General features: G+C 46.3%; 19 protein-coding genes. 13 read left to right on the top strand and 6 right to left on the bottom strand.

The genetic code is table 11. From position 1 onward, the window contains the following. The first annotated feature begins 731 nt into the window (after window positions 1-731). The 7 genes from CKK33_RS14625 (at window position 732) to CKK33_RS14595 (ending at window position 6,015) form a co-directional block, all read left to right on the top strand. Entirely contained in the window at window positions 732-1,685 is a 954-nt protein-coding gene (locus tag CKK33_RS14625; protein ID WP_095704818.1) for a hypothetical protein, read from the top strand. A 2-nt stretch (window positions 1,686-1,687) separates the two neighbouring features. Continuing rightward, window positions 1,688-2,188, top strand: a complete 501-nt coding sequence (locus CKK33_RS14620; RefSeq protein WP_095704817.1) for a hypothetical protein — start codon at window positions 1,688-1,690, stop codon at window positions 2,186-2,188. 25 nt (window positions 2,189-2,213) lie between these two features. Beyond that, window positions 2,214-2,789, top strand: a complete 576-nt coding sequence (locus CKK33_RS14615; protein ID WP_095704816.1) for a toxin-antitoxin system YwqK family antitoxin — start codon at window positions 2,214-2,216, stop codon at window positions 2,787-2,789. 75 nt (window positions 2,790-2,864) lie between these two features. Further along, on the top strand, window positions 2,865-4,046 hold the full coding sequence (locus CKK33_RS14610; protein ID WP_143822968.1) for a hypothetical protein: 1,182 nt from the start codon (window positions 2,865-2,867) through the stop codon (window positions 4,044-4,046). Continuing rightward, the gene (locus CKK33_RS14605; protein ID WP_095704814.1) at window positions 4,034-4,396 is read left to right on the top strand and encodes a hypothetical protein; all 363 of its coding nucleotides are present in this window, start codon (window positions 4,034-4,036) and stop codon (window positions 4,394-4,396) included. Before CKK33_RS14610 ends, CKK33_RS14605 begins: the two co-directional genes overlap by 13 nt. Next, window positions 4,386-4,886, top strand: a complete 501-nt coding sequence (locus CKK33_RS14600; RefSeq protein ID WP_095704813.1) for a type II secretion system protein J — start codon at window positions 4,386-4,388, stop codon at window positions 4,884-4,886. The genes CKK33_RS14605 and CKK33_RS14600 overlap by 11 nt, the downstream gene beginning before the upstream one ends. Then, window positions 4,864-6,015, top strand: coding sequence for a type II secretion system F family protein (locus CKK33_RS14595; RefSeq protein ID WP_095704812.1), 1,152 nt, complete (start codon window positions 4,864-4,866; stop codon window positions 6,013-6,015). Before CKK33_RS14600 ends, CKK33_RS14595 begins: the two co-directional genes overlap by 23 nt. A gap of 1 nt (window position 6,016) precedes the next feature. Here CKK33_RS14595 and CKK33_RS14590 read toward each other — a convergent pair whose 3' ends face one another. The 6 genes from CKK33_RS14590 to CKK33_RS14565 are packed head-to-tail and all read right to left on the bottom strand — an operon-like array spanning window position 6,017 to window position 12,056. After that, window positions 6,017-6,538: a hypothetical protein gene (locus CKK33_RS14590; RefSeq protein WP_095704811.1), complete on the bottom strand. Its 522-nt coding sequence runs from the start codon at window positions 6,536-6,538 to the stop codon at window positions 6,017-6,019. A 2-nt stretch (window positions 6,539-6,540) separates the two neighbouring features. Then, on the bottom strand, window positions 6,541-7,749 hold the full coding sequence (locus CKK33_RS14585) for a hypothetical protein (RefSeq protein ID WP_095704810.1): 1,209 nt from the start codon (window positions 7,747-7,749) through the stop codon (window positions 6,541-6,543). A gap of 3 nt (window positions 7,750-7,752) precedes the next feature. Next, window positions 7,753-9,687, bottom strand: a complete 1,935-nt coding sequence (locus tag CKK33_RS14580) for a secretin and TonB N-terminal domain-containing protein (protein WP_095704809.1) — start codon at window positions 9,685-9,687, stop codon at window positions 7,753-7,755. A gap of 3 nt (window positions 9,688-9,690) precedes the next feature. Beyond that, on the bottom strand, window positions 9,691-11,106 hold the full coding sequence (locus CKK33_RS14575) for a GspE/PulE family protein (RefSeq protein WP_095704808.1): 1,416 nt from the start codon (window positions 11,104-11,106) through the stop codon (window positions 9,691-9,693). Window position 11,107: 1 nt separating this feature from the next. After that, a complete protein-coding gene (locus tag CKK33_RS14570) occupies window positions 11,108-11,587 on the bottom strand; it encodes a hypothetical protein (protein WP_095704807.1) in 480 nt (159 codons plus the stop codon). Between the two features lie 43 nt (window positions 11,588-11,630). After that, the gene (locus CKK33_RS14565; RefSeq protein ID WP_095704806.1) at window positions 11,631-12,056 is read right to left on the bottom strand and encodes a type IV pilin protein; all 426 of its coding nucleotides are present in this window, start codon (window positions 12,054-12,056) and stop codon (window positions 11,631-11,633) included. A 646-nt stretch (window positions 12,057-12,702) separates the two neighbouring features. On the opposite strand from CKK33_RS14565, the gene CKK33_RS14560 reads away from it, so the two are divergent. The 6 genes from CKK33_RS14560 (at window position 12,703) to CKK33_RS19905 (ending at window position 22,262) form a co-directional block, all read left to right on the top strand. Further along, the gene (locus CKK33_RS14560; RefSeq protein WP_095704805.1) at window positions 12,703-13,401 is read left to right on the top strand and encodes a hypothetical protein; all 699 of its coding nucleotides are present in this window, start codon (window positions 12,703-12,705) and stop codon (window positions 13,399-13,401) included. A 218-nt stretch (window positions 13,402-13,619) separates the two neighbouring features. Then, window positions 13,620-14,156 (top strand): hypothetical protein, encoded by a 537-nt coding sequence (locus tag CKK33_RS14555; protein ID WP_095704804.1) that lies wholly within the window; start codon window positions 13,620-13,622, stop codon window positions 14,154-14,156. Then, window positions 14,138-17,395: a DUF5977 domain-containing protein gene (locus CKK33_RS14550; RefSeq protein ID WP_143822966.1), complete on the top strand. Its 3,258-nt coding sequence runs from the start codon at window positions 14,138-14,140 to the stop codon at window positions 17,393-17,395. Before CKK33_RS14555 ends, CKK33_RS14550 begins: the two co-directional genes overlap by 19 nt. A 213-nt stretch (window positions 17,396-17,608) precedes the next feature. Then, on the top strand, window positions 17,609-21,265 hold the full coding sequence (locus CKK33_RS14545) for a DUF6443 domain-containing protein (RefSeq protein ID WP_233138224.1): 3,657 nt from the start codon (window positions 17,609-17,611) through the stop codon (window positions 21,263-21,265). A 16-nt stretch (window positions 21,266-21,281) separates the two neighbouring features. Next, on the top strand, window positions 21,282-21,647 hold the full coding sequence (locus CKK33_RS14540; RefSeq protein ID WP_095704801.1) for a hypothetical protein: 366 nt from the start codon (window positions 21,282-21,284) through the stop codon (window positions 21,645-21,647). A 507-nt stretch (window positions 21,648-22,154) separates the two neighbouring features. After that, on the top strand, window positions 22,155-22,262 hold the full coding sequence (locus CKK33_RS19905) for a hypothetical protein (protein WP_369803572.1): 108 nt from the start codon (window positions 22,155-22,157) through the stop codon (window positions 22,260-22,262). Window positions 22,263-22,369 lie beyond the last annotated feature (107 nt).

Raw genomic sequence — 22,369 nt, 5'->3', positions numbered from 1 at the left:
CGATATAGCAAGTGTTGTTTCGCTTATTTATAGGATTTTAGTACCAAATCAAAAACAATTATTTGTCCTTTTAGGCTGTTTTTGTTACTGATAGTGTGAATAGTGTGAAAAACTTGGCGATATTAAGCATTGATCTGCAATAGCAAATTAAAGAATTCCACAAAAACACAATGGACTGTTAAGATGCTAATTCGATGATTCTAAATTTTTGAATGACGCGTTAAGGTTTCTCACATATTTGACTAACACATTCAAGGAAAATTCAGCAAGCAGGCCCTACTGATACTTACCTGACTGACTTCATTAAGTTAGCAACCATATCCTTGCGCCGGCAGGGCTTCATGACTTTTTGAGAGCATGTCTTTTAAAAGGCTATGATCTAAAGCCAGCTCCGCATATATGTGCTTCCGCTTACCGGTTTCTTCCTTAAGCCGCTTCTATTCCTAGCTATCCATATTGGCGTGCTTTTTACGCCAGTTGTAAAAAGGTTGATTTGTGTACGCGCAATTAGTGACATACATCTATAAACTCACGGCCACCTTAATATTCCCTGATGGCCTTGACAATCTGTGCTTCGGTAATGATTGAGTCTTATCGTTTGACTGTTTAAAGTTAAGATTTTTCGTCTCTTACACAATCCTGTTTTAGGAGGGGTTACAGGTTACAAAAAAATTAAATGGTAGTCAGAAATTTATAAATAAAAAGGTAATATTTTATTTAAATTAGTAGCGATGAAACGCCTGGACCTCACGCTTCTTTTATTTTGCATGATCTGTTTGGTAATATTAAGTTGCAAAGATTTTATCGAACCTTCTATCACTAAGCGCCAGATAACCGTGGAGGCGCCATCAGATGGTTTTAAAACACCGCTTTACAAAGTAAATTTCTGGTGGGAGGAAGTGGAAGACGCGTTGAAATACCGTCTGCAGATCACGAATCCGGGATTCACTCAGCCAGACCGGTTGGTACTGGATACGTTGGTGGCGGGCAACAAGTTTAGTGTCAACGTTGATCCGGGAAAGTACCAGTGGCGTTTGCGCGCTGAAAATGGCAGTTCGGCGACGGCTTACAGTGCGCCCAGAAGTTTTGAGGTGTTGCAATCCTCTATCAAAGGTCAATCCGTGGAACTGATCCAGCCGGCGAATGGACTGCTGACGAATAGCAGCCGGCTCAACCTTTCCTGGGGTACGCTTTATGGCGCTACACAATATCGCGTTCAAATCGATACGAATAATTTTATTAGCGAATCCAGCCTCGTGTTCAACCAGGCTTTTCCGGGCACGACGATTACGTTTACCCCTCCCAGGGATCAGGTTTACCAATGGCGGGTAAGGGCGGAAAATGATACCGCGCAGGCGCGTTGGTCTGCCATTAATCAATTTACGGTGGACCGGATTCCTCCACAACGTGTTAAAGCCCTTTCTCCGTCGGATAACGCATCGGTGACCAAGCCGGTTACCTTGCAATGGGAAAAGACAAATGGCGCCACTCGTTATCAGTTATATGTCATGAAAGCGGATTCTGTGACAAATTATAACGATACATTTCCGGTGATCACCACTGATAATATCTACAATTTTCAGTCAGGTAACAGTAATGAGCGGATCTACTGGAAAGTGGCCGCGATAGATGCCGCTGGCAATGTCGGGGTAGCAAGCGCAGCCAGAAGTTTCATCGTCCGTTAAAAATGAAAAAGAAGACCTTAAATATAATTTTAGGTGTGGCCAGCCTGGCCATCTATGGCGGTATCGGCTACCGGGTGATTCCGGCTTTGATGGGCGAAAAGGAAGACTTGCCAGTAGCTGCGCCTGCGGCAATACATTCCATTGATGACTTTGCGGAACAGCGGGATACCGCGTCGCTAAAGCTTAACTATAGCGATCCTTTCGGCGTCACACCGAAAGTGACGGTGATCGACACGCTCAAGCATCGATCTTCTGTGAAGAAACAACCAGTGCTGTCTACCGCGGTCGCACCGGTTACTCTGGATGTCAGTATGATCAAATATGCGGGCTATATCACTAATCCCGGCTCCGGGAAAACGCTGGTTTTGTTGATGATCAATGGTAAAACGGTCTCTTTGCAGGAAGGGGAAAGCGCGGAGGGGGTCAAAGTGATCAAAATCACCAAAGAATCGGTCAAAATCTTATATCGTTCACATATCAGTTTACTCCCCAAATGGTCATGAGATTCCTGGTCTTTTTTTCTCTTTTTTGTTAGCATCCACTCTGACCGCTTTTGGTCAAAAGATACCTGACGGCGGGCGGCATCGCATCCATATCGACCGCCCCGGAGAGACCCTGGAAGCGGAGATTCTGCCGGTGGAACCACCTGCCAGGCCTGACCCCGCACGATGGTATTATTGGGTTGGCGGCAATGATATACGCCGGACACAGGGCGGTTTCAGCGGAAAATTGCTCAATGGCCTCTACCGGTCTTTTTATGAAGATGGTTCCCTGAAGGAAAGCGGGACATTTAGGGGGGGCTTGAAAGAGGGCATATGGCGTTCGTGGAATAGTAATGGCGCTATCAGTCAGCTACTGACCTATCGAAATGGTTGGAGGCAAGGCCGTTTTGCAGTTTATCAGCCCGACGGATCGTTGCTGCAAAGCGGCAACTATGACGAAGACCGGTTGCAGGGAAAGATCAAGAGTTATTCAGGGCCGGATTCAAGCCGCGCCGTTTGGTATGATGAGGGCAAACCCGTTTATCACCGCTCCCTTTGGAAAAGGGTAAATATATTTAAAAAGCGCGATCGTGATAGCACAGCGAAATTCGGAAAACCGTAAATGAAACGCTTAAAGTCAGCTTCTCTATATGTGGTGATCATCATTGCTGTGGTTGTGGCCCTGTCGTGTGAAGCCATGATCGCGACCGCTTATTATTACCGGACATTCCATCAATACCGGGCAAGAAAGGCACGGCTGGATAATCATATGTTTTCAGGTTTGCAGCTTATCCGGTCGGATCCATCCAGGTTGGATTACGAGGATAAAGCGGTTGCTTTAAGCAGCGATGACCGGGATACGATCCACTTGAGCAAATACTCATGGGGCGCGTTCGACGTGGGGGTCAGCAAGGCCGTATGGGGCAAAGATTCCTCGGTAACTTCTATCCTGATGGGCCTACCCATCGACAGCGCGAAGTCAGGAGCGCTTTATCTGGCGGATGAAGACCGCCCGCTTTCTGTAAGCGGTGACACCCGGATCAACGGGAATGTTTTTTTGCCCAGATCAGGGATAAGAACGGCTTACTTCAATAACAACGGCTATCAAGGAAGTGCCAGCCTTTTTAAAGGCGCCAGGAAGAACAGCCAGCGGGAATTACCTGCTCCGGACCTGGCCAGGATAAACGCCTTGGACCAGCTGGCAGATGAAGAAAGCGGTTTGCGTATGCCTGAGACAGACACCCTGATCGTGAGCTTTTGCGGTAAAGGGGCTACGTACCGGTCAAAGGTGAGTTCAGCACTCATGCATAAATATATCAAGGGCAGGGTCATTCTGCGTTGCGATTCCGTCTTGACCATTGACAGTACAACGACACTGGAAGATGTAACGGTCTTTGCCAGGGCCATAGTCATCCGCCCGGGTTTTACAGGCCGTTGTCAGTTATTTGCACGGGACTCCATTGTCATCGGTGACCGCTGCGAACTGCGGTATCCTTCTGTAGCTCTTTTGAACGGAAAGCCGAAAGCCATGCAGGTGCAGGGCGGATTTATCCGGTTCGGGTCGAAAAGCCGTTTTAGCGGATTGGTCATGGTATGGGATAAGGAGCGGATGCAAACACCCGCCGCTGTTTACCTGGGTTCCGGCGGGAAGTATACGGGACAGTATTATGGCGCGCTGATCGGTATACCGGAAAATACAACGGTCATCGGCCAGGTTATGTGCAAGCGTTTTTACCTCCGGTCCGGTTTTGGCTTATACGAAAACTATCTGGTGAACGCGCGGCTTGACGCGGACGCATTGTCGCCTTTTTACCTGGGCAGCAGCCTGGTACCGGTTGTGCGTTCCGGGACACAAAAAGTTATCCGATGGCTGGAATAGGTTACCGGGGAAACCGGATTAAAGCCGATAGTCTGCTGGAGGTGATCATCGCAGCCATTTTGGTCGTATTGATCTTCGGCGTGGCGATGATGGTGGTGAGCAATGTAACCAGGACTTCGCGCCCGGTAAAAAAAGTAAAAGCAGAAGCGATATTACGCAGCGTGGCAGAAGCGTTGAGGGAACATCCGTGTGTGAATATGGAAGACACCGCTGTAGATGATTTCCGGATCATTCGCACGCAATATGCGATTGATAATACAGATGCCTGTCATCTGCACCTGGCTGCATTGGACGGGCGGTCTGACACGGTAGCCGTATGGGACCAAATCTTGATCAAGCATGAAAATTAAATCCATAAAGGCGTTTACCCTAACGGAGATGATCGTGGTGATGCTGATCACGGTCATTGTTTTGGGTATGGCCTATACGGTCTTTCAGCTGGTGGCCAAAACCTATAGCAATTTCAATGGAAAGAACGGGCGCGTCAATGATGCGGAACGGTTGGAGGAGTGGCTGCGGCGGGACTGCCTGAAGGCCTCTTTTATTTACCTGGATCACCATGTGCTCATCCTGAAAGGTTCCCGGGATTCCACCCGGTACTTATTTACGGACGCCTTGATTTTAAGGGAGAAGGGGCGTATGGATACGTTCCGCATCAGGCAACAAAACCTATATGCCTATTTTCAACATCAGGCTGTGGATACGTTGGTCCGGACGCCTGTTGATCAGTTAAATTTTAGTATCGTGCTGGATAATGAAAAGATACCGGAGATACTGACCAAATGGTATAGTGCTGAACAATTAATGGAACTAACAGATGCCATCGATAGACATCAGTAATATTAAGACGAAGAAACGAAAGCCGGTCGACGTCAAAAGCGAAAAGACCAGCAGGATCGGAGAACTGTTTTCCCGGGAGATCTCCTTGCGGGGTAGCGGACTTCAGGACGAGAAGAAGGAATACCTGTATCTTGAACTCGGCGCACTGTTAAAAGCCGGTGTGGATTTTAAGAGTGCTTTTGAATTGGTGGCAGAGGGCCAGTCAAATGCCCAGGACGCAAGGTTGTATCAGTCAATCCTGCAAAAAGTGATTGACGGCGCGAATTTTTCGGAAGCGCTGAGGAGTACGGGAAAATTTACGCTCTATGAGGTCTACAGTATCGCTATCGGGGAGGAAACCGGGAAATTGCAGGAGGTACTGGTGGACCTGGCGCATTTTTTCAAGACGAAGATCAACCAGCGGCGGACTCTGATCTCCGCTTTGACCTACCCGGCAGTCGTCCTTAGCGCGTCTTTTGGCGCGATGTTTTTCCTGATGCGATTTGTGATCCCGATGTTTAGTGACATTTTTCGGCGCTCAGGTAGCGAACTGCCCTGGATCACGCGACAGATGATCGCGGTCAGCGATGGCTTCGGGACCTATGGCGGTGCGGCTACATTGCTGCTGACCCTCCTGATAGGAAGCTCGGTGTATTTTCGTCGATCCGATGTCTTCCGGGATTATGCGTCCAGGCTGGTTTTGCGATTGCCGCTGGCAGGTACGCTTGTCCGGCATATTTACCTGGCCAGGCTCAGCAATGCCATGAGGCTGCTGATCAACGCGAAACTACCGCTTTTGAGGGCCTTGGCGCTTTGCCGCCAGATGATCGGTTATTATCCCCTGGAGAAGGCGCTGGCGGTAGTGGAAGCAGATGTGCTCAGAGGGTTGCCATTGCATCAGTCCATGGCGGCTTTCGCTATTTTCCCGGCTAAGATGGTACAGATCATCAAAGTAGGCGAGCGGACGAACCAGCTGGATAGTTTTTTTGAATGGATCGGCCAGCAATACCTTACCGAAACGGAATTAAAGATGACGGCGTTCAGCCGGGTCATGCAGCATGTGATCATTGTTGTTTTGGGCATTATCGTTGGCATCATTGTGATCGCGATCTATCTGCCAATGTTCGAGATCAGTAATACTATTCAATAGCTTATTTCCGCACTGACATCAGGTATACACTCATTTCGAGCGAATTTCCTTTTTTTCCGGTACGTTCATCCGGCGATGACAGCCTGACGGACCGGACTACGCCCAGGCTGCTGGTCTGCTCCATGGTGTGAAGTGTCTTCAGCAGATCGGTAAACTTTCCGTTGAGTACAACGCGTTCCACCTGTAGTTGGTCAGACTGTAACGCGGGCTCCCTTTGGGGAAGGGTAGGGAAGCCTACCCCTTGTGTGGCGGAAAGCTTGCTTATCTGTTCGATGATAGAGGACCTGTAGGCAGTCGTATCCCAACGGTAATGTTGAACGATGCGATCCAGGTTTCGCTGCTTCCTGATCATCAGTGCCGGTGTCGATCCGATACCCTGCGCGGTGGACAATTGCTGCTGGAACTGACGGTGGAGCTGCCAGGCTTCCAGCGTTTTTTTGAAAGCCAGCTGGTAGCAGATGAATAGGAAAAGGATCGCGGCGGCGGGAACGGCGTAAGGTCTGGAAAAAAATTTGATCAGCATGGTTAGTAACGGATGATAATGTTGAAAGCGCCTTCTGTATCAGCACTGGCCAGGCCGTAGTCCTTGAGCTCTGCCTGCTTGAGCCAGGGGAGTGTACGGACGCGGGCCAGCCATTCGTTGACCGGCAGGATCGAGGGACAATGGCCGTTGATCAGTATAGTGAGGTCTTGAAAGTTCAGAACCTTTTTGCTGCCGGGGCGGTTGGTGGTTGGCGGATCGACGCTGATCCTCGTCAACCTGATCTCAGAGGGCATCAACGCAGCTAACTGATCGATCATGATGGATTTTTTTTGGCCTTTGCCATATCCCATCAAGCCCGCCAGTTTCTCCGCGGCATTTATTTTTTTCGCGATCGCGTCAAGATCCGCGGCTTGTGTCGACTCCCTGCTGAGTTGGTCCTGTAAGGCGCTATTCGATCGGTTCAATTCCAGAAAGCAGATGGTATTGATCAGCAGCAGAAGGAAGAATGCCGCCAGTAAAACGATCCCTCTCTTTTTCAAGGCGGCGCCGCGTGAAAAATTCCGCATGTGCTCGTTCACCTGCGGATGGGCCGTTTGTACGGGGTCAATCTGCTCATATAGCATGGCCTGAAAAGCAGCGGCATAGGGCAGAACCAACTGCTCGTCTATGGTTTCCGGGCCGATCTTGATCGGATAACCGTCAGCCATGCCTTCTTTAAATTTATGGTCGAGCCAATGGCCCTGTTCGTCGCGGGTAATTTCATATCCGTCGAAGCGTATTGTCGAGTCATACTGGTTCAGTTGTTCGCTGATTCTCGCAACCGGAAATGCGGCAAGGGTCAGCATCACCACCTGAAAGCCCTGGGCTGTGATAGAAGCGATGATCAGGTCGGCTTCCGGTTTCCGGATCATGGAGACGAAGCGGCGTAAACCGGCATCATATTCCTGTATATAAAAATCAGCCGGATCGGCGCCTGGCATGAGTTCGCTGAAATCATAAGCAACCTTGTCGCCTTGCTTGTCCATCATTTTAGTGACGATGCCTTTGCCGGAGATGGTGAGCGCTACAAAGCTGCCTTTTTCAAATTCTTCTCCGATACGCTTTAGCGTTGTGGCATTTTTAAGTCGTTTCAGCAGGTCCAGTTGATTACCTTTTCTGGACAGGCTGAGCGCGGAAATACGGGATCCGTCGGCATGGCGCCGAACCGAAATGCCGATGCAGTGGTTGATACGGGTGAGTGCCTCCAGCATGGTTTAACGGATAATGGTGGATTTGATCAATAAAAGGGTCACGACTTTATCATTGGTTTTCGTCCGGCTGCTGAATATCCATTTAAGAACCGGGATGCGGGATAACAGCGGGATGCCAGAAGCGCTCTCGTTGCTTTCTGTGCGTTCGATACCGCCTAACAGGATCGTATCTTCCGACTTGACGCGTAAACTGGTTTCGTATTTACTGATGGCCTGCGGGGGCGGCGAGCCGTCGGTTGGCAGGTTCAGGAAGTCGGAAATATTGATCTTGATACTGAGCGTGACCTGTTCATTGTCGGAAACCACCGGATTGATATTTACCGACAGATCGGCATTTACCTCCTTATAAACATTGGTGAACTGGGAGGTGGGGTTGCTCAGTCCGGGGTAAATACTTTGGGTCACATCTTTATAATAGGCCCGCTTGCCGATGCTGAAGCTGGCCGGATGGCCGTTCAATGACGATAGTTTGGGTACCGAACGGACCTCTACATTGCCCTGGCTTTCCAGCGCGTTGACGGAGGCATAAAAATTCGGAGTGACATGCCCCAGATTTAAGGAGGTCAATTTACCTACGCTTCCTAAAAAGTCATTGATCGATTTGGAACCGAACGTATAGTTGATACCCGGAAGAATCTTGCCGCCGGTTTTTACACTGTCCGCGATGCCGGCCGTAATGCCGGTCGATACCACACGGTTCTTGTGGACATCGATCATGGTCAATTCGATCAGCACAACAGGCACCAATTCATCCAGTTGTCTGATCACAGCTTCCGCTTCGTTGACCTTCATCGCGGAGCCTGACAACAGGATGGCATTGAGCTCCCGAAAAGGCTGGATCTGCAGTCCATTGGTGATTTCGGAGGGTAGGCTGCGCATCAGGGTGGAATCAACGGCTCGCCGCCTGAGCTTGACCGTTTTAAAAGTGGCGACCCCGGTGACCTTACGGTCGCCGATAAAATACACCCCGTCATCCTGGCGGAAACTGTATTCGGTATTTTTGAGCAGCATACTTAAAAAGGTCTCGTAGCTGACATCATTGACGTGAAGGGTAATGGAGCCTTTCAGATCGGTATAGAGGACATAGTTTTTCCCGGCTTCGGAAGATGCCTGCCGCAAGAGGTCGTCAATGGGGGTGTTGAAGGCTTCCGCGGAGAGTAGTTTTTTGCCGCCGCTCATGCGCGCGAAGACGCCCGCGCTTTGTGGCTTGCCTTGTGGGGAACGGGCAAACCTGCGGGTGGCGGTGTTTTTTTCTCCGTTGATGTAATTTTCTTCGTTCTCTTCCAGTGCCTGGAAAACATAGAAGCCGTCGGCGGTTCTGGAAACTTTTAAGTTATTGACAAAGGCAATCTTATCCAGGGCGGCATCAAATGGCGCGGCAGCGATAAAGCCGCTTAGCGTTTTTTCCTGTAAGGGAACGGGAACGACCACATTTTTTCCGGAGATAGCGGTAATACGCCTGGCTACGGACCGTAAGCTGTCATTATTCAACTCCAGGGATAGCGTACCGGCGATCTTGTCGTAGGATGCATTGATGTTTCGCGGCAGAAGAGGCAGGACGGATACCGGTGGATTGTAGGGCGTTACCAAGATTATCGATCCGGTCACATTGATATCCAGGCTATACTTATACGCCAGGAAGGCGAGCACTTCAGCCGCCGTAACACCATTGAACGTGTCGAATACCGGTCCGGTCAGGGAAGGGTCTGTACTGATATTAACACCGGTGGCACGCGCCAGCGCGTTCAGGTAATCGCGCATCGGTAGGCCGCTGACATTCAGTTGCACTTTCTGTTTAAGCCCGGGTGACTGGCCGGCGAGCAGGGAGAGGTTTGTTTCAATGACTTTAATGCGATCAGCGGTTGGTACTTGGGCCAGTCCTTTGACCGATCCTAACACGATCAGCAGACCACACAGCCGCAGGATAAGTTTGAGCATAGTTCAATAGTTAAATAATAGGGGGTAGATCTCTTCCGCCGAGGTGTCACCTTTTTGGAAAAGTTCAAAAGCGTTTACCGAAAGCGTTTTAATGCCGCGCGCCGTTAACAATTCGCTGATATGCAGGGTTCGCTTTTTGATCTCCTGGGCCAATTCCCTGTCGATCGGAATGACCTCATAGATGGCTTTTCGACCTTTGTAACCGGTTTGATAACAGGCATTGCAACCTACCGGCGCGTAGCAATCCCTAATTTCTGTTGGCGGATAAAAGTGAGGCGGAAAAAAAGTTTTGTCGAAAGCTATTTTCTTTTTGCATTCCGGGCAGAGCAAACGCACCAGACGCTGCGCGACGGTCGTCGTCAGGGTGTCGGAAACCAGGAACGGATCCACGCCCATATCTGTTAAACGGTTGACAGTACCCCATGCCGAATTGGTATGGATGGTGGAGAGCACCAGGTGGCCGGTAATGGCCGCCCGGATCGCCATTTCAGCAGTATCCGGGTCTCGTATCTCGCCAACCATGATCACATCGGGATCCTGACGCAGAAAAGACCGGAGGGCGGCGCCGAACGTAAGACCGATAGATTCTTTCAGTTGGGCCTGGTTAATACCATCAAGGGTATATTCTACGGGGTCCTCTATCGTCATAACGTTGCGGGTTTCCTGGTTGAGCAATTTTAGGGTCGCATATAGCGTAGTGGTCTTTCCGGATCCGGTAGGGCCACTAATGAGTAAAAGTCCGTTAGGACGTCTCACCCCCTGCAGGTAATTTTGCCGGTCATGATCTGAAAAGCCGAGCTTGTCCAGGCTGATGTTGGCCGCGTCATTGTTCAGCAGACGCAGGACGATCTTTTCTCCGCGCAGGGTCGGCAGGACGGAAACGCGGATATCAAATTTTTCAGCACCCCTTGCAAAACTCATCCGGCCATCCTGCGGTAAGCGTTTTTCAGCAATGTCCAGGTGCGCCTCTACTTTGATCACATTGACGAGCATCGGGTAATCCTGGTGACTGATGAGGTGCCGCTCGACGAGCTGACCGTCGATACGCATGCGCACACGGCATTTGTCTTCGTATATCTCGATATGGATATCGCTGCTACGGAGCGACCTTGCTTCCTGGATGATCTTTTGCAGGAAATTATCAGACAAAGCGCCTGAAACTTCCGTTGAGCGATTTTCTCCCTGCTGATAATATTTATGTAGTAAGCGACGGATCTCACCATCGCTGACCGGATGAAAGCAGAGCGGGGTATTCAGTAATAGTTGCAGTTCTTCTTCGTATTCTTCAACGGGTTGGGTATCGCTGCAATACAGATGAAATACCCCTTGTTTTTTTTCCTTAGGCAAAACCCAGTAATGCCAGGCGGTTGCTGCTTTTAACTGATGAAGGGCGTCTGTCCGGATCAGAATATCTTCCATGTCAATTCGTAAATAAGAAAATAAATGGATCATCAAACAGTCGATACCAGCCAAACAACCAATCGCCGGACGCGAAAATTAACAGGATCAACGCCTGCAGCCCGGCAAGGGGAATCTGTAAGGTCGCTTTTGATCTTAACGATCGATATAACGCCCAACCGATCAAAATGAAGAGCAGGGACGCCGCGTAGAACAGAATGAAGGTTGCCGTAGGCAATATACAGGCTACACAAAGCAGGAACAAAAGGTCTCCCCATCCGATCAGCGCGTCAATGACCTTCGTCTGCGGGCCGCGGGCCAGACGGAAATAAAGCCGGATACAAAGATATTGTATGATCAGGAAAGCCAAGTTCAGTAAACCGAACTGAAAGATTTCTGCCGGAGGATAGGCAAGGCGTAGCTGCATGACCAGGCCGCATAAAGCGAGGAATGGAAACAGCAACCATGATATGGAACGGCTTTGTAAATCCTGCACAAACATGGTGATCAGGATGAAAACGGTAAAGAGTTTAAGTACTAGCACACTAATCCGGGGTAACTTCTTTAATTGCTTTGTCCTGGGTAATTTCCCACACGTTAAACTTGCCATCGCCATTAAAATCTGTTACGGAGGTCGCGCGCGCGACAAACCCCGCATTATCCGCTTGCGTGATCTCTATCCGATAATTAGCGGTACCGGTCTTATCGTCAGAAACAAGTTTTCGCTGTTGAAATCCGATTTCTGTAAGATCAGATGAATACCGGGAATGCTCAAAAAAATAGCTTTCCTCGAGGGTTTGCAAATAGGCCAGCTGGGTCTTGGCTTCGGTACTTTTCGAACGGGTGATCAGTGGCATGAATGACGGTAGCGCCAGAAAAATGAGGATACCAATGATCACCAGGACCACTAATACTTCAGTGAGGGTGAAGGCTTTGACCTTAAATCGTTTAAATCTGTGATGAGGTTTCATAAAATACTGCCCTAAATATAGATTTTGTTGATGAAATCATCAACAAAATTTCGGGTATAATTTCCTTTTAGGTGCTCAGCCATAAATTATTCCTATCGCGAATAGGATATTAAAGATAAATATTATTAAAAAATATTTCTGCATTTATAATAATATCTATATTAGCACTGCCTTTACTAATCATAACGATCACAATTACATGAATACTCTTTTGCCATTTCTGCCATTACCGTTTTGCCTTCCTTTACGTGCTCACCGTTCAAACCGTCCTTTGCCTACAGCAAAAGTTTTAGACCAAACAGTCGTCAGCACTCCGGTTTACGTTTTACCTGTACTTCGTTGCAGTAACCGAGCCTTTGCCGAAAGTCCAATCCCGGGCCAAAACCGTTAAAAAGGGAAGTTGATTATTCTCAGCTAATCAGGTTATAGCGAATCTTTATTAAAAAGCTTAAGTTGATCAGCCATATCAACAAATTTTAACCCATGAAAGCCCTGTTATCAAGGTCAGCATCATGTTTCTGCTTTTCACGGGGCATCATCCTAGGGACCCTCTCGGTCAAGTGGGGTTTAAGATGTTTGGTTCTGCATGACAAGCTTTTTTCCATTACCAACCATTTAATTTATAACGACCTTTAATATTAAACAGATGAAACGAACCCTTCTTTTTTTGCTCCTGCTCAGTACTGGTCTACACGCCTATTCGCAGGGTTTCTTCTCCACTACCGCTTACAGTTCCAGCGTTCCCAGAGGCGTCGGCGCCAATAGCTTATTTGGCTGGGGTGAGAACAGCAGCAGTACAATCGACGTTCGACCGAATCCGGGCAACGCGAATGGAACCATGATGATCAATTACCACACGGGGATCACTTTTTCCGCTAACTCCTATTACGGTGGTATCCGCTTTTACAATCAGGGATATCCCAATCCCTATGATAGTTCCACAGGTGCAACCATGGTGATGAGCATCACGAACAACAATGTTGGTATTGGTACGACTAAACCTGATCAAAAGCTGACGGTCAACGGCATGATCCATGCCAGCAGCGTAAAGGTAGATACCAATATTCCGGTTCCTGACTATGTTTTTCAAAGGGACTATAAGCTGACCGATCTATCGGCTTTAGCATCTTACATTAACAAAAATCATCATTTACCGGAAATTCCTTCAGCTGCAGAGATGGAAAACAAGGGAATGGATGTTGGTAAGATGAACCTTTTGTTGCTTAAAAAAGTAGAGGAGTTGACGCTTCACCTCATTGAAAAAGAAAAAGAAATCAAAAAACTGGAGAGAAGTGTATCAATAGTTAAAAAGTCACTAAGGTTAATCAAAGGTAGAAAGTTCTAATGCGTCTCCCTGATTAACCCTTTATAATGCGTTCAGGTGGATGGGATGAAGTGCAGATTCGGAAAACAGCCGATTTCGCACTTTTACATCAAACCATGTAACAACTCATGGATTCTAAATAATAATTTGCTTTTACCAAGGATACATTGATAAATTTAGGCATAAAATGAATCACAATTAACTGGATCAGTTTATGGCTTGTTCTACAACCTTACACGATGATACCTCGACTACGGATAATTTTACTATCCTTGTGCCTATGTGGCGCATTTTCGGCGTTTGCACAAACGCATTATGAAAGTTTCATTCCAAACGTTTTTTCAAAATCACCCAACGCGGCTGCTGTTCAAAAGTTTGGGGATTACCCTACTAACCTGTTCAGCGGGTTACCTGATATTTCGATTCCATTATATACCGCAGAATCAGGAAGTTTGCAAGTACCCATCACACTGTCCTATCATGCGGGCGGCATCAAAGTCGATCAAGCCTCAACTTGGGTCGGTCTAGGATGGAGCATTCAGGCTGGTGGTAACGTGAATAGAACTGTAAATGGTCTTCCAGATGATGCTTATGGATACTTTTATAATTACAAGCATCCGTATAGCTACAATACTAGCAGCGATCAGGATATGAATGATATGTTCAGTATCCGGGTCCGGCAGAACAAAGACTCCAGGCCCGACATGTTTTCCTATAACCTTCCCGGCGGCTTAAGCGGAAAGTTTTTTTTAATGCGTTGGAAAACTACCGCGTGAAAATGATCCCTTATTCGCCCGTAAGGATCCAGAATACTGCCGCTCACATTGGTTATGATACAGCTAAATTTACTATTACTGATACGAAAGGGACTATTTTTCGTCTTGGATACCAATATAGAGAAGTAACATCTACAACGACGACATCCAGCCGCCCAAGTAAAGATGCGACCACTAATTGGATGCTGGAAAGTATGGTATCTCAGAATAAACATGATACTATTCGCTTCACCTATCAACTGCAGGGTATAAGATTACCGGAACAGACAGGACAGTCACTTCAAGTCGAGGATAATGAAACGGTTGACAACACTTACGGTGGGGGCACTTATGCTACAAACAACTGGACGGCCTTTGCCAGCAATGTGTCTTCAAGCGTTAATGAGCAGGATCCTAAAGAAATTTTCTTTAAAAACGGTAAGGTTGTCTTTAAACTTTCGCCAAGCTTGCGCACGGATCTGCCTAGCGGAAACAGTTCCTATGCGCTGGATACCATTCTGGTGTATGCTTATGATTTCGCAAGAAAAAACTATGAAAGCCGCGCTCAGAAAACGATTATATTTAAACGAAGTTCTTTCCCGGTAATGTCAGGCGGGACTGCAAGGATGCGTCTGGACAGTGTTCAGATACTAGATAAAGCGCAAAGCTTACTGCAAACCTATCGCTTTACCTATGATAGCACGCCCTTGCCGGCCTATTTTTCATATTCGAAAGATTTTTGGGGGTATTACAACGGTAAGATGGACGATCCCAATATGACCAATCGAACGCTTATACCGAGAACAAAAGTCGACGTCAATATGGGTGATGCGATGGGTACGATCTATTCCAGATATATCGGCGCGGACGATTCCACGAGCAGAAATCCTGATACGCTCAAGATGCAGGCCGGTATTCTGAAACGCATCGATTATCCTACCGGCGGCTACACAGTATTTAATTTCGAAACAAACCGGTACTTTTATAACGGGGTAACCCGTTTTGTCGGTGGGTTGAGGATTAAATCCATACAGAGCTTTTACGGTATTGGCGCAATACCCGTTGTCCGATCATTTCAATATAATTCTGCCTCGCCAAATTTCCCCTCGGGAGGAAGCTTTCTCGGATACGGCTTTTTTCAATCTAGTGTGCGTGTTGGAAGATTAAGGCAATCCGGCGGAACTGGTTTGATCGCTGCTAAGACCGTCAGGACATTTTCCTCGGAGGCGGCTAACGCTTTTACCGGAGCTGACGGTAATCCTTTGGCTTACACAAATGTTACAGAATATCAAGGTGACCTGATTAACAATATTGGCAAAAGTGTCTACATTTATCAAAGTAACTCAGATCTGTTATCCTCCGCCACATATTCAGGAACACCGGTCATCGATGATTATTCTCATAAACGAGGACATCTCCTGAGCAAAACTGATTATGTGAAACTTCCCAATAATACCTATCAGCCCGTCAAGTCGGAAAGCTACGATTATGTCGCTTTCGCGGACAGTACTTACGATAACGTAGGAGTATTAATCAGGCAAGTCAGGCAGTGTGAAGACGGCAACGGTGTGCCGCAATTGTATTTGCTGCCCAATGGTGCAAGCGCAGGCGATGACAGGAACTCGTATCAGCCCGTTGGATACGCCATAAAAACAGGGGACAGTTATCCCGTCTCAACTACGACCAAGTTTTATGATCAGAATGATCCTTCAAAATTCACATCGACAACTGTAGAATATAAATACGATAACTTTATGCATCAGCAGGTTTCCAGGACACGTACAACTGACAGCAAGGGCAACCTGAAGATAGCTGTTAATAAATATCCTGCCGATTATATTCAAATTAATACTGCAACTACAGGTAATAGTACGTTGGATGCTATGCTGGCAGCAAACATGCAGGCGGAACCCATAGAAAAATGGGATAGCGTCAAAAACGTGACTACTTCCCTCAACGGTGTCGTCAGTGCGCAACTTGATCTTTACCAGTCGAACAGCCAGACTGTGCTGCCTGCATCGATCAAAAAGTTAAATATTCCTTCGCCGATCACTAATTTTTCACCAGCAACAGTCGTATCAGGAAATATTACCAGCGACAGCCGCTATGTGCAAATGATTGCTTTTGATAATTATGCTATTGGGGACAATGCCTTGCTTCAGTACACATCACGGAATGCTGGGCCTACATCTGTCATCTGGGATTATAACGGTGAATATCCTTCCGCGCAGATTAAAAATGCTATTTACTCGACACTGACGGGCAATAAAGCCAGTGCTTATACCAGTTTTGAAACTAACAATGGCGGGAATTGGACGTATACCGCTAAGCCGGTAACCGCGAGATATGCGCCAACCGGAAAATTAGTTTTTCCGCTCTCACAAGGTAATATCAGCGCCAACGGATTCGATCTCTCCAAGCCCCATATCCTTAGTTACTGGAGTGATAACGGCGCCGCAAATGTTTATGCAAGCAGCGCAGTTCCTGGTAAGGCGCTTCGAACGGTTAACGGATGGACGCTTTACCGGCATGATCTACCCGCTGCGGGAGCGGGCATCAATATTTCGATTTCAGGTTCTGGCAATATCGACGAGCTGAAAACTTACCCGGCGGACGCACAGATGAATACCTACACCTTTGATGCCGACGGTTTGTCCGCCATTACCGATGAGAAAGATCAAATTTCCAAATTTGAATATGATCCGTCTCAAAGGTTACAATTTGCGCGCGATTGGCAGAATAACATCATAAAGGCGTATGACTATCATAATTATGATATGACTTTTGGAAATGATGCCATCGCTTCTACGACCTTCACGCGGGATAATTGTCCGGCAGGTACGAGCCCGCAATCGACAACCTATGCCATTGCCGCCAATAGTTTTTATTCTTCCAGTAAGGCCTCGGCCAATGCATTGGCGCAATATTACCTTCAGCAAGAAGGACAAAAAAGGGCAAATGATCCTGCGGTGTGCGGGTGTCCGATACAATACGTGACCATTAGTTTTAAAGACCAAACAGGCCTGGGAACCTATCAGGCGGTTTTTTCAGGGGCGAGTAACGTCACTTACAACATCCCTAGCGGAAATTCGACCAAGCAGGTGCCTGCCGGAACCTATACATTGCAGATCAATGCTGTAGGAACGCAGAGCAAAAACTTCAGTTTAACAGGTTATTCAACCGTTACAGGCCGTACTGCTACTTTCAATAACGTAAATGTCAGCGCCGCCGGTCCGGCACTCACCCTAACCATATATTAAATTAACCATCCTTATTACTTGATAATGAAAAAATTAGTATTTGTCCTTATTTTATGCTTGCCGGCAGTGGCCAAGGCCAAGTGGAACAAACTTGAAACAAAAAACGGAAAAACTAAGATTTAGGATATGTTTAAGCCTTGCCATATCAAGTACTATTGCCTGGTTCTTTACTGTTCATTGGTTTTACTCAGCGATCAGCTAGCGGCACAGATATTGGTCACCTCACCGATGACAGGCACGCCTGCACCCGGCGACTATTATCATCCCAGCGCCATACAGCTTAGTCCTAATTTTTCATTCACTGCCTCTTCAGGACAATCCTTGACGCTGTATATCGCACCCGGATGTTTACCATTACCGGCAAGTCCGTCACTTAATCGAAATTATGTCCTAACCATTACGTCAAGGCTCAGTGGATTAAAGACCAGGACTGACTTGACTGGAAGAAATAGTTGTGAAATTTCGGAGCAGATCGCATATTACGACGGTCTTGGACGACCGGTACAAACAGTACAGGTTCAGGCAAGTCCCCAAAGTAACGACGTAATTCAACCGGTTGCCTATGACCCGTATGGGCGAGAGGCTTTAAAATATTTGCCGTATACGGCTTCTGATAATAGCGGCAGTTATAGAGCAAATGCATTGGCTGACCAATTGGCATTTTACAGCACACCACCTCCCGGGGTGACACAGATCGGCTCAGGTTCCGTGACTTACCATGAAACGAAACTGGAGTCTTCGCCATTAAGTCGCGCTCAGGAGCAAGGGTTTCCAGGTGCAAGCTGGAAAATAGGTGGCGGCCATACGGTTCGAATTACTTACGAAGTGAATACCGCATCAGATGCAGTTAAGCAATGGGAAGTGAACCCGAGCGGAGGGGCATCTTATAGTAAAAACTACGATGCCAATACATTGACTGAAACTACGACGACCAATGAGAACGGTTTCAGAATCGTTGAATATAAAGATAAAGAAGGCCATACGGTATCCCGTAAAGTAGAACAGGCGGCCGACGTCTTTTTGACGACGGATTACATTTACAACGATATGGAACAGCTGTGCTACGTCGTGCCACCTCTACCTTCCGCAAATGGAAGTAATAGCGCGGTTGCAGTACCAACAAGTTTTTCTGAAGCGGACGCGGTATTTTTAAATTATTTCTACGCTTATCATTATGACGGGTTGGGCCGACAGATCGAAAAGAAAATTCCAGGCCAGGGCTGGCAGTATATGGTTTACAATAGCCGCGATCAATTGGTAATGACTCAGGACGCGAATCAAAGGTTGAGCAACATCTGGCTGGTGACCAAATATGATGTCTTGGGAAGGGTGGTGATCACCGGTAAGTATTCTACAACAGCTACTCGCGGCGCGTTGCAGGCGAGCGTTGATACCAGTACGTACTTATACGAAACTTTCACAAATGCCAGTGCCTTTTACGGCTACACGCATCTGACCTGGCCGGACATCAGCTCAGGGATGAATAATCGGGTTTTGACTGTCCATTATTTTGATAGTTACAATGTGCTTGGCAATACAGCTGTTAATCCCAACAGCACAATCTACGCCCCACCATCTACCGCTGTAGATAGCTTGGAACAGTTCCCTCAAAACTTGCCCGTTGCAAGTTTAACCAATGTGCTGGGTACAGATAATTATTTGTTCAGCGTCATGCATTACGACAAAGACGGAAGGATTTCCAAAGCGATAACGCAGCATTATCAGGGAGGTACGGTAGCTTATAACAAATACGATACGCAGGAAAGCAGCTACAGCTTTCAGGGATTGCCCTTGCAGACTGTACGTAAACATTACCAACCGTCATCCGCTACCCCTCAACTGACGATCAATACCTGGGCCGCTTATGATCAGAGCAACAGGCCGATTACGAGTAAACAACAAATCATTTCGCCAACGAACACGGGCGCGATCATCACAGCCTCCAAAAGTGAATACAACGAGCTCGGGCAATTAAAAACAAAACATCAGCATAGCACCGACATAACTGCTAATCCTGCCAATAATTCCTTTTTACAACATTTTGATTTTCGCTACAATAGCAGGGGCTGGTTGAGCAGGATCAACGATCCGTTAAGTACCACCGATCCTAACTACGCAAGTACTTTGGATGTGTTTAGCGAACAACTGGACTATGAGCAGAATAATACGGGTTATACACTGACGCCAAATTATAATGGAAATATCTCCGCTGTTAAGTGGCAGACTATTACCCCAAGTGCTTTGGCAAGCAACTTACCACAGGAGCAAAAAGGCTACACATATACGTATGACCCTTTGAACAGACTGACGGGTGCCTATGGACGGGGAACGACCTCTGGCGACGGTCAGTTTACCGAATATACATCATATGATGAGGCAGGTAACATCACCTCCTTGCTTCGTCGAAAAAATGCTGCGATCCTGAACTACATGACCTATAATTATATGGATGGTGCCAATAGGAGTCACCGTCTGATATCGGTTACAGATAACGGAAACGTTAGTGAAAGCCAGGCAACCATTTACAGTTACAATTTGAATGGAAGTCTGGTAAGCGACACCAAGAAAGGGGTGACCAATATTTTTTACAATGAATTAAATTTACCCGCTACTGTAAATGTAGGAGGCAAAACGATCAATTATGTTTATGATGCGGTCGGGATCAAGCTGGAGCGCAAAGTTGTCACAGGCACGACGACGTCCGAAGATCGTTTTTATGACTCGGGTATCGAATATAATGGAAATAATATTGATCTGGTACAAATGCAGGAAGGTAGAGCTCTTCCTTCGACAGGCTCTTACTTATACGAATATACCGCACAGGATCATCTGGGGAACATCAGGGCTATCTACGGCGACAAAAACAACAACGGAGTGTTGTCAAATGATGAGATTGTTCAGATTTCGGACTATTATCCATTTGGTCGGGAAATGCAATATTCGGCAAATTTGATACCATCCCCTGACAACAAGTATAAATATAACGGTAAGGAATATCAATCTGATCTTGCTGAATATGATTATGGTGCACGGTTTTATGATGCGGTTATCGGTAGGTGGAATGTGATTGATCCGATGTCCGAGGTTAATCGGCGATGGTCACCGTACAACTATGTTGAAAATAATCCGATCAGATTGATTGATCCAGATGGGATGACCTCAAGCACGCGCGATGGCGCACAATCAGAGGATGACAATGTGACCAGAGACCTCCAACAGTGGGCTATGGATAAAGCAATTGAGGCTACAGAGCAACAATTAGAAGGAACAGCGCATTACTCAAATTATTATAATGGAGGTGGAAAGAACAAAGGGGGTAAAGAAGAAAAAGGAAAACACAAGGAAAGCGGCCCCAAATATAATAAATATGGAAGAAACATCAGTTGGGACTGGATACCAGTGTGGCAACAAGCGGGGGCCATGACTGATGCGATACAAGAAAAAGATCCTGTAAAATTCTTTTTAAATTGGATATCAGGTGTGGTTGATCTGTCGATGTTGGAAAAGCTCGGTGTAAGTGCTATCGAAAAAACTGTAGCAAAAATATTTGCCAGCCAATCCGTAAAGGGCGGAGTCGAAATAGGGACTACTGTTTTGGGTAAATATCCAGAATATATAAACTTGGCTAATCAATTAAATGCGAAAAGATTTAGTATACCTATTAACATTTGGAATAAAATGTCGCAGGCGGAGCAATGGCAAGCAAACGTGAAGTTTTTAGACCGAATGATAGCAAGGGGGGATAACATTGTACTGGCAAATCGTGTTACCAATTTAGAAGAAGTAAGTGGGGCGTTTAGAAAGGAATTAGATTATTTAATAAAAAAAGGATATAAAATTAGTTCCGATGGATTAAAAATGGTAAGGTAGATTTAGAAATAGAAATATGGAAAAGATAGGTATTCTAAGAAATATAGTTTTATTGCCAAAAAAAATTCAAGATGGCAATAAATCTATATATGAGTTATTAAAAGAAAGTGGTTATATGACCTATTTTAATAAAATAAGCGAAGATGACTTTCTGGAGATTTTAAGAGATGGTCCCAATTTTGTAAATGATTGGTTGAGATACTCTGAGAATAAACGTGTTAGCAGCGGTTATTTTTTTACTGAAACTGATGGAATCTACAGCGTCGGTTTCCTTTCATTAAATGATGGAGCAAATGAAAAATTATTTTCGAGCCGCGAGGAAGCTTGTGCATATTTTATAAAAAAGGAAATTGATGAAATTCTAGCGTTAAGCAATTCTTAATTATGAAAATCAGGACTGGGATTGAATTTTTATACATCAAGTTATGAATTGTTTAAAATTAATGTTGATTTTCAAACGAATGCTAAAGCCCAGTGAGATGTTCGTCGTAAGCTTAAAGTACTGAATTACTCAAAAGAGAACGGAAACATCGCTCAGGCTTGCCGTTACTACGGAATCTTCAGAGAAACTTTTTTCAGTGGAAAAGGCCTTTTGAATTTTTCATTGATTGATCGGTTTGATCTGCTTAAGAAAATGCAAGGTTAATTTTTCAAGGAATTTGGCGGCCACGAAATACTGAAGAAACAGCTTAATGCCCAATTCAGACTTTTAAAAAGTGACATCGGCCTTGCGTTTTCTTTGAATTAGGAGAACGAATGGTTAGAGCGTTTACTGAAACAACGGTCATCCTCTAACGCGTCAGTAATTGATCAATTTGAACAGGCGATCTTAGCATCAGGAAAAGAAAGAAAGCTGCTTCTTTTCGACTTGCTTCCGAGCTAAATCCATATGGCAATTAACAGATTGTACAGCACCGATCAACGTAAGCAAGAGCTATTAATTTACTCCTTGCTGGAACGGTATTACCTGATGACCACCAAGATGTTTAAATCTTAAAATTTATATTCATAATTAATGGATTCGCGGATGTCAAACAACTGATTTTATTGTAAACTCACCACCGGTTCCGCGCTAAACTGACCAACCCTAACGAGCTGCCAGTG

This window comes from Mucilaginibacter sp. MD40, assembly GCF_002288635.1.
GTDB lineage: Bacteria > Bacteroidota > Bacteroidia > Sphingobacteriales > Sphingobacteriaceae > Mucilaginibacter.
This window is presented reverse-complemented; position numbering and strand designations above follow the sequence as displayed.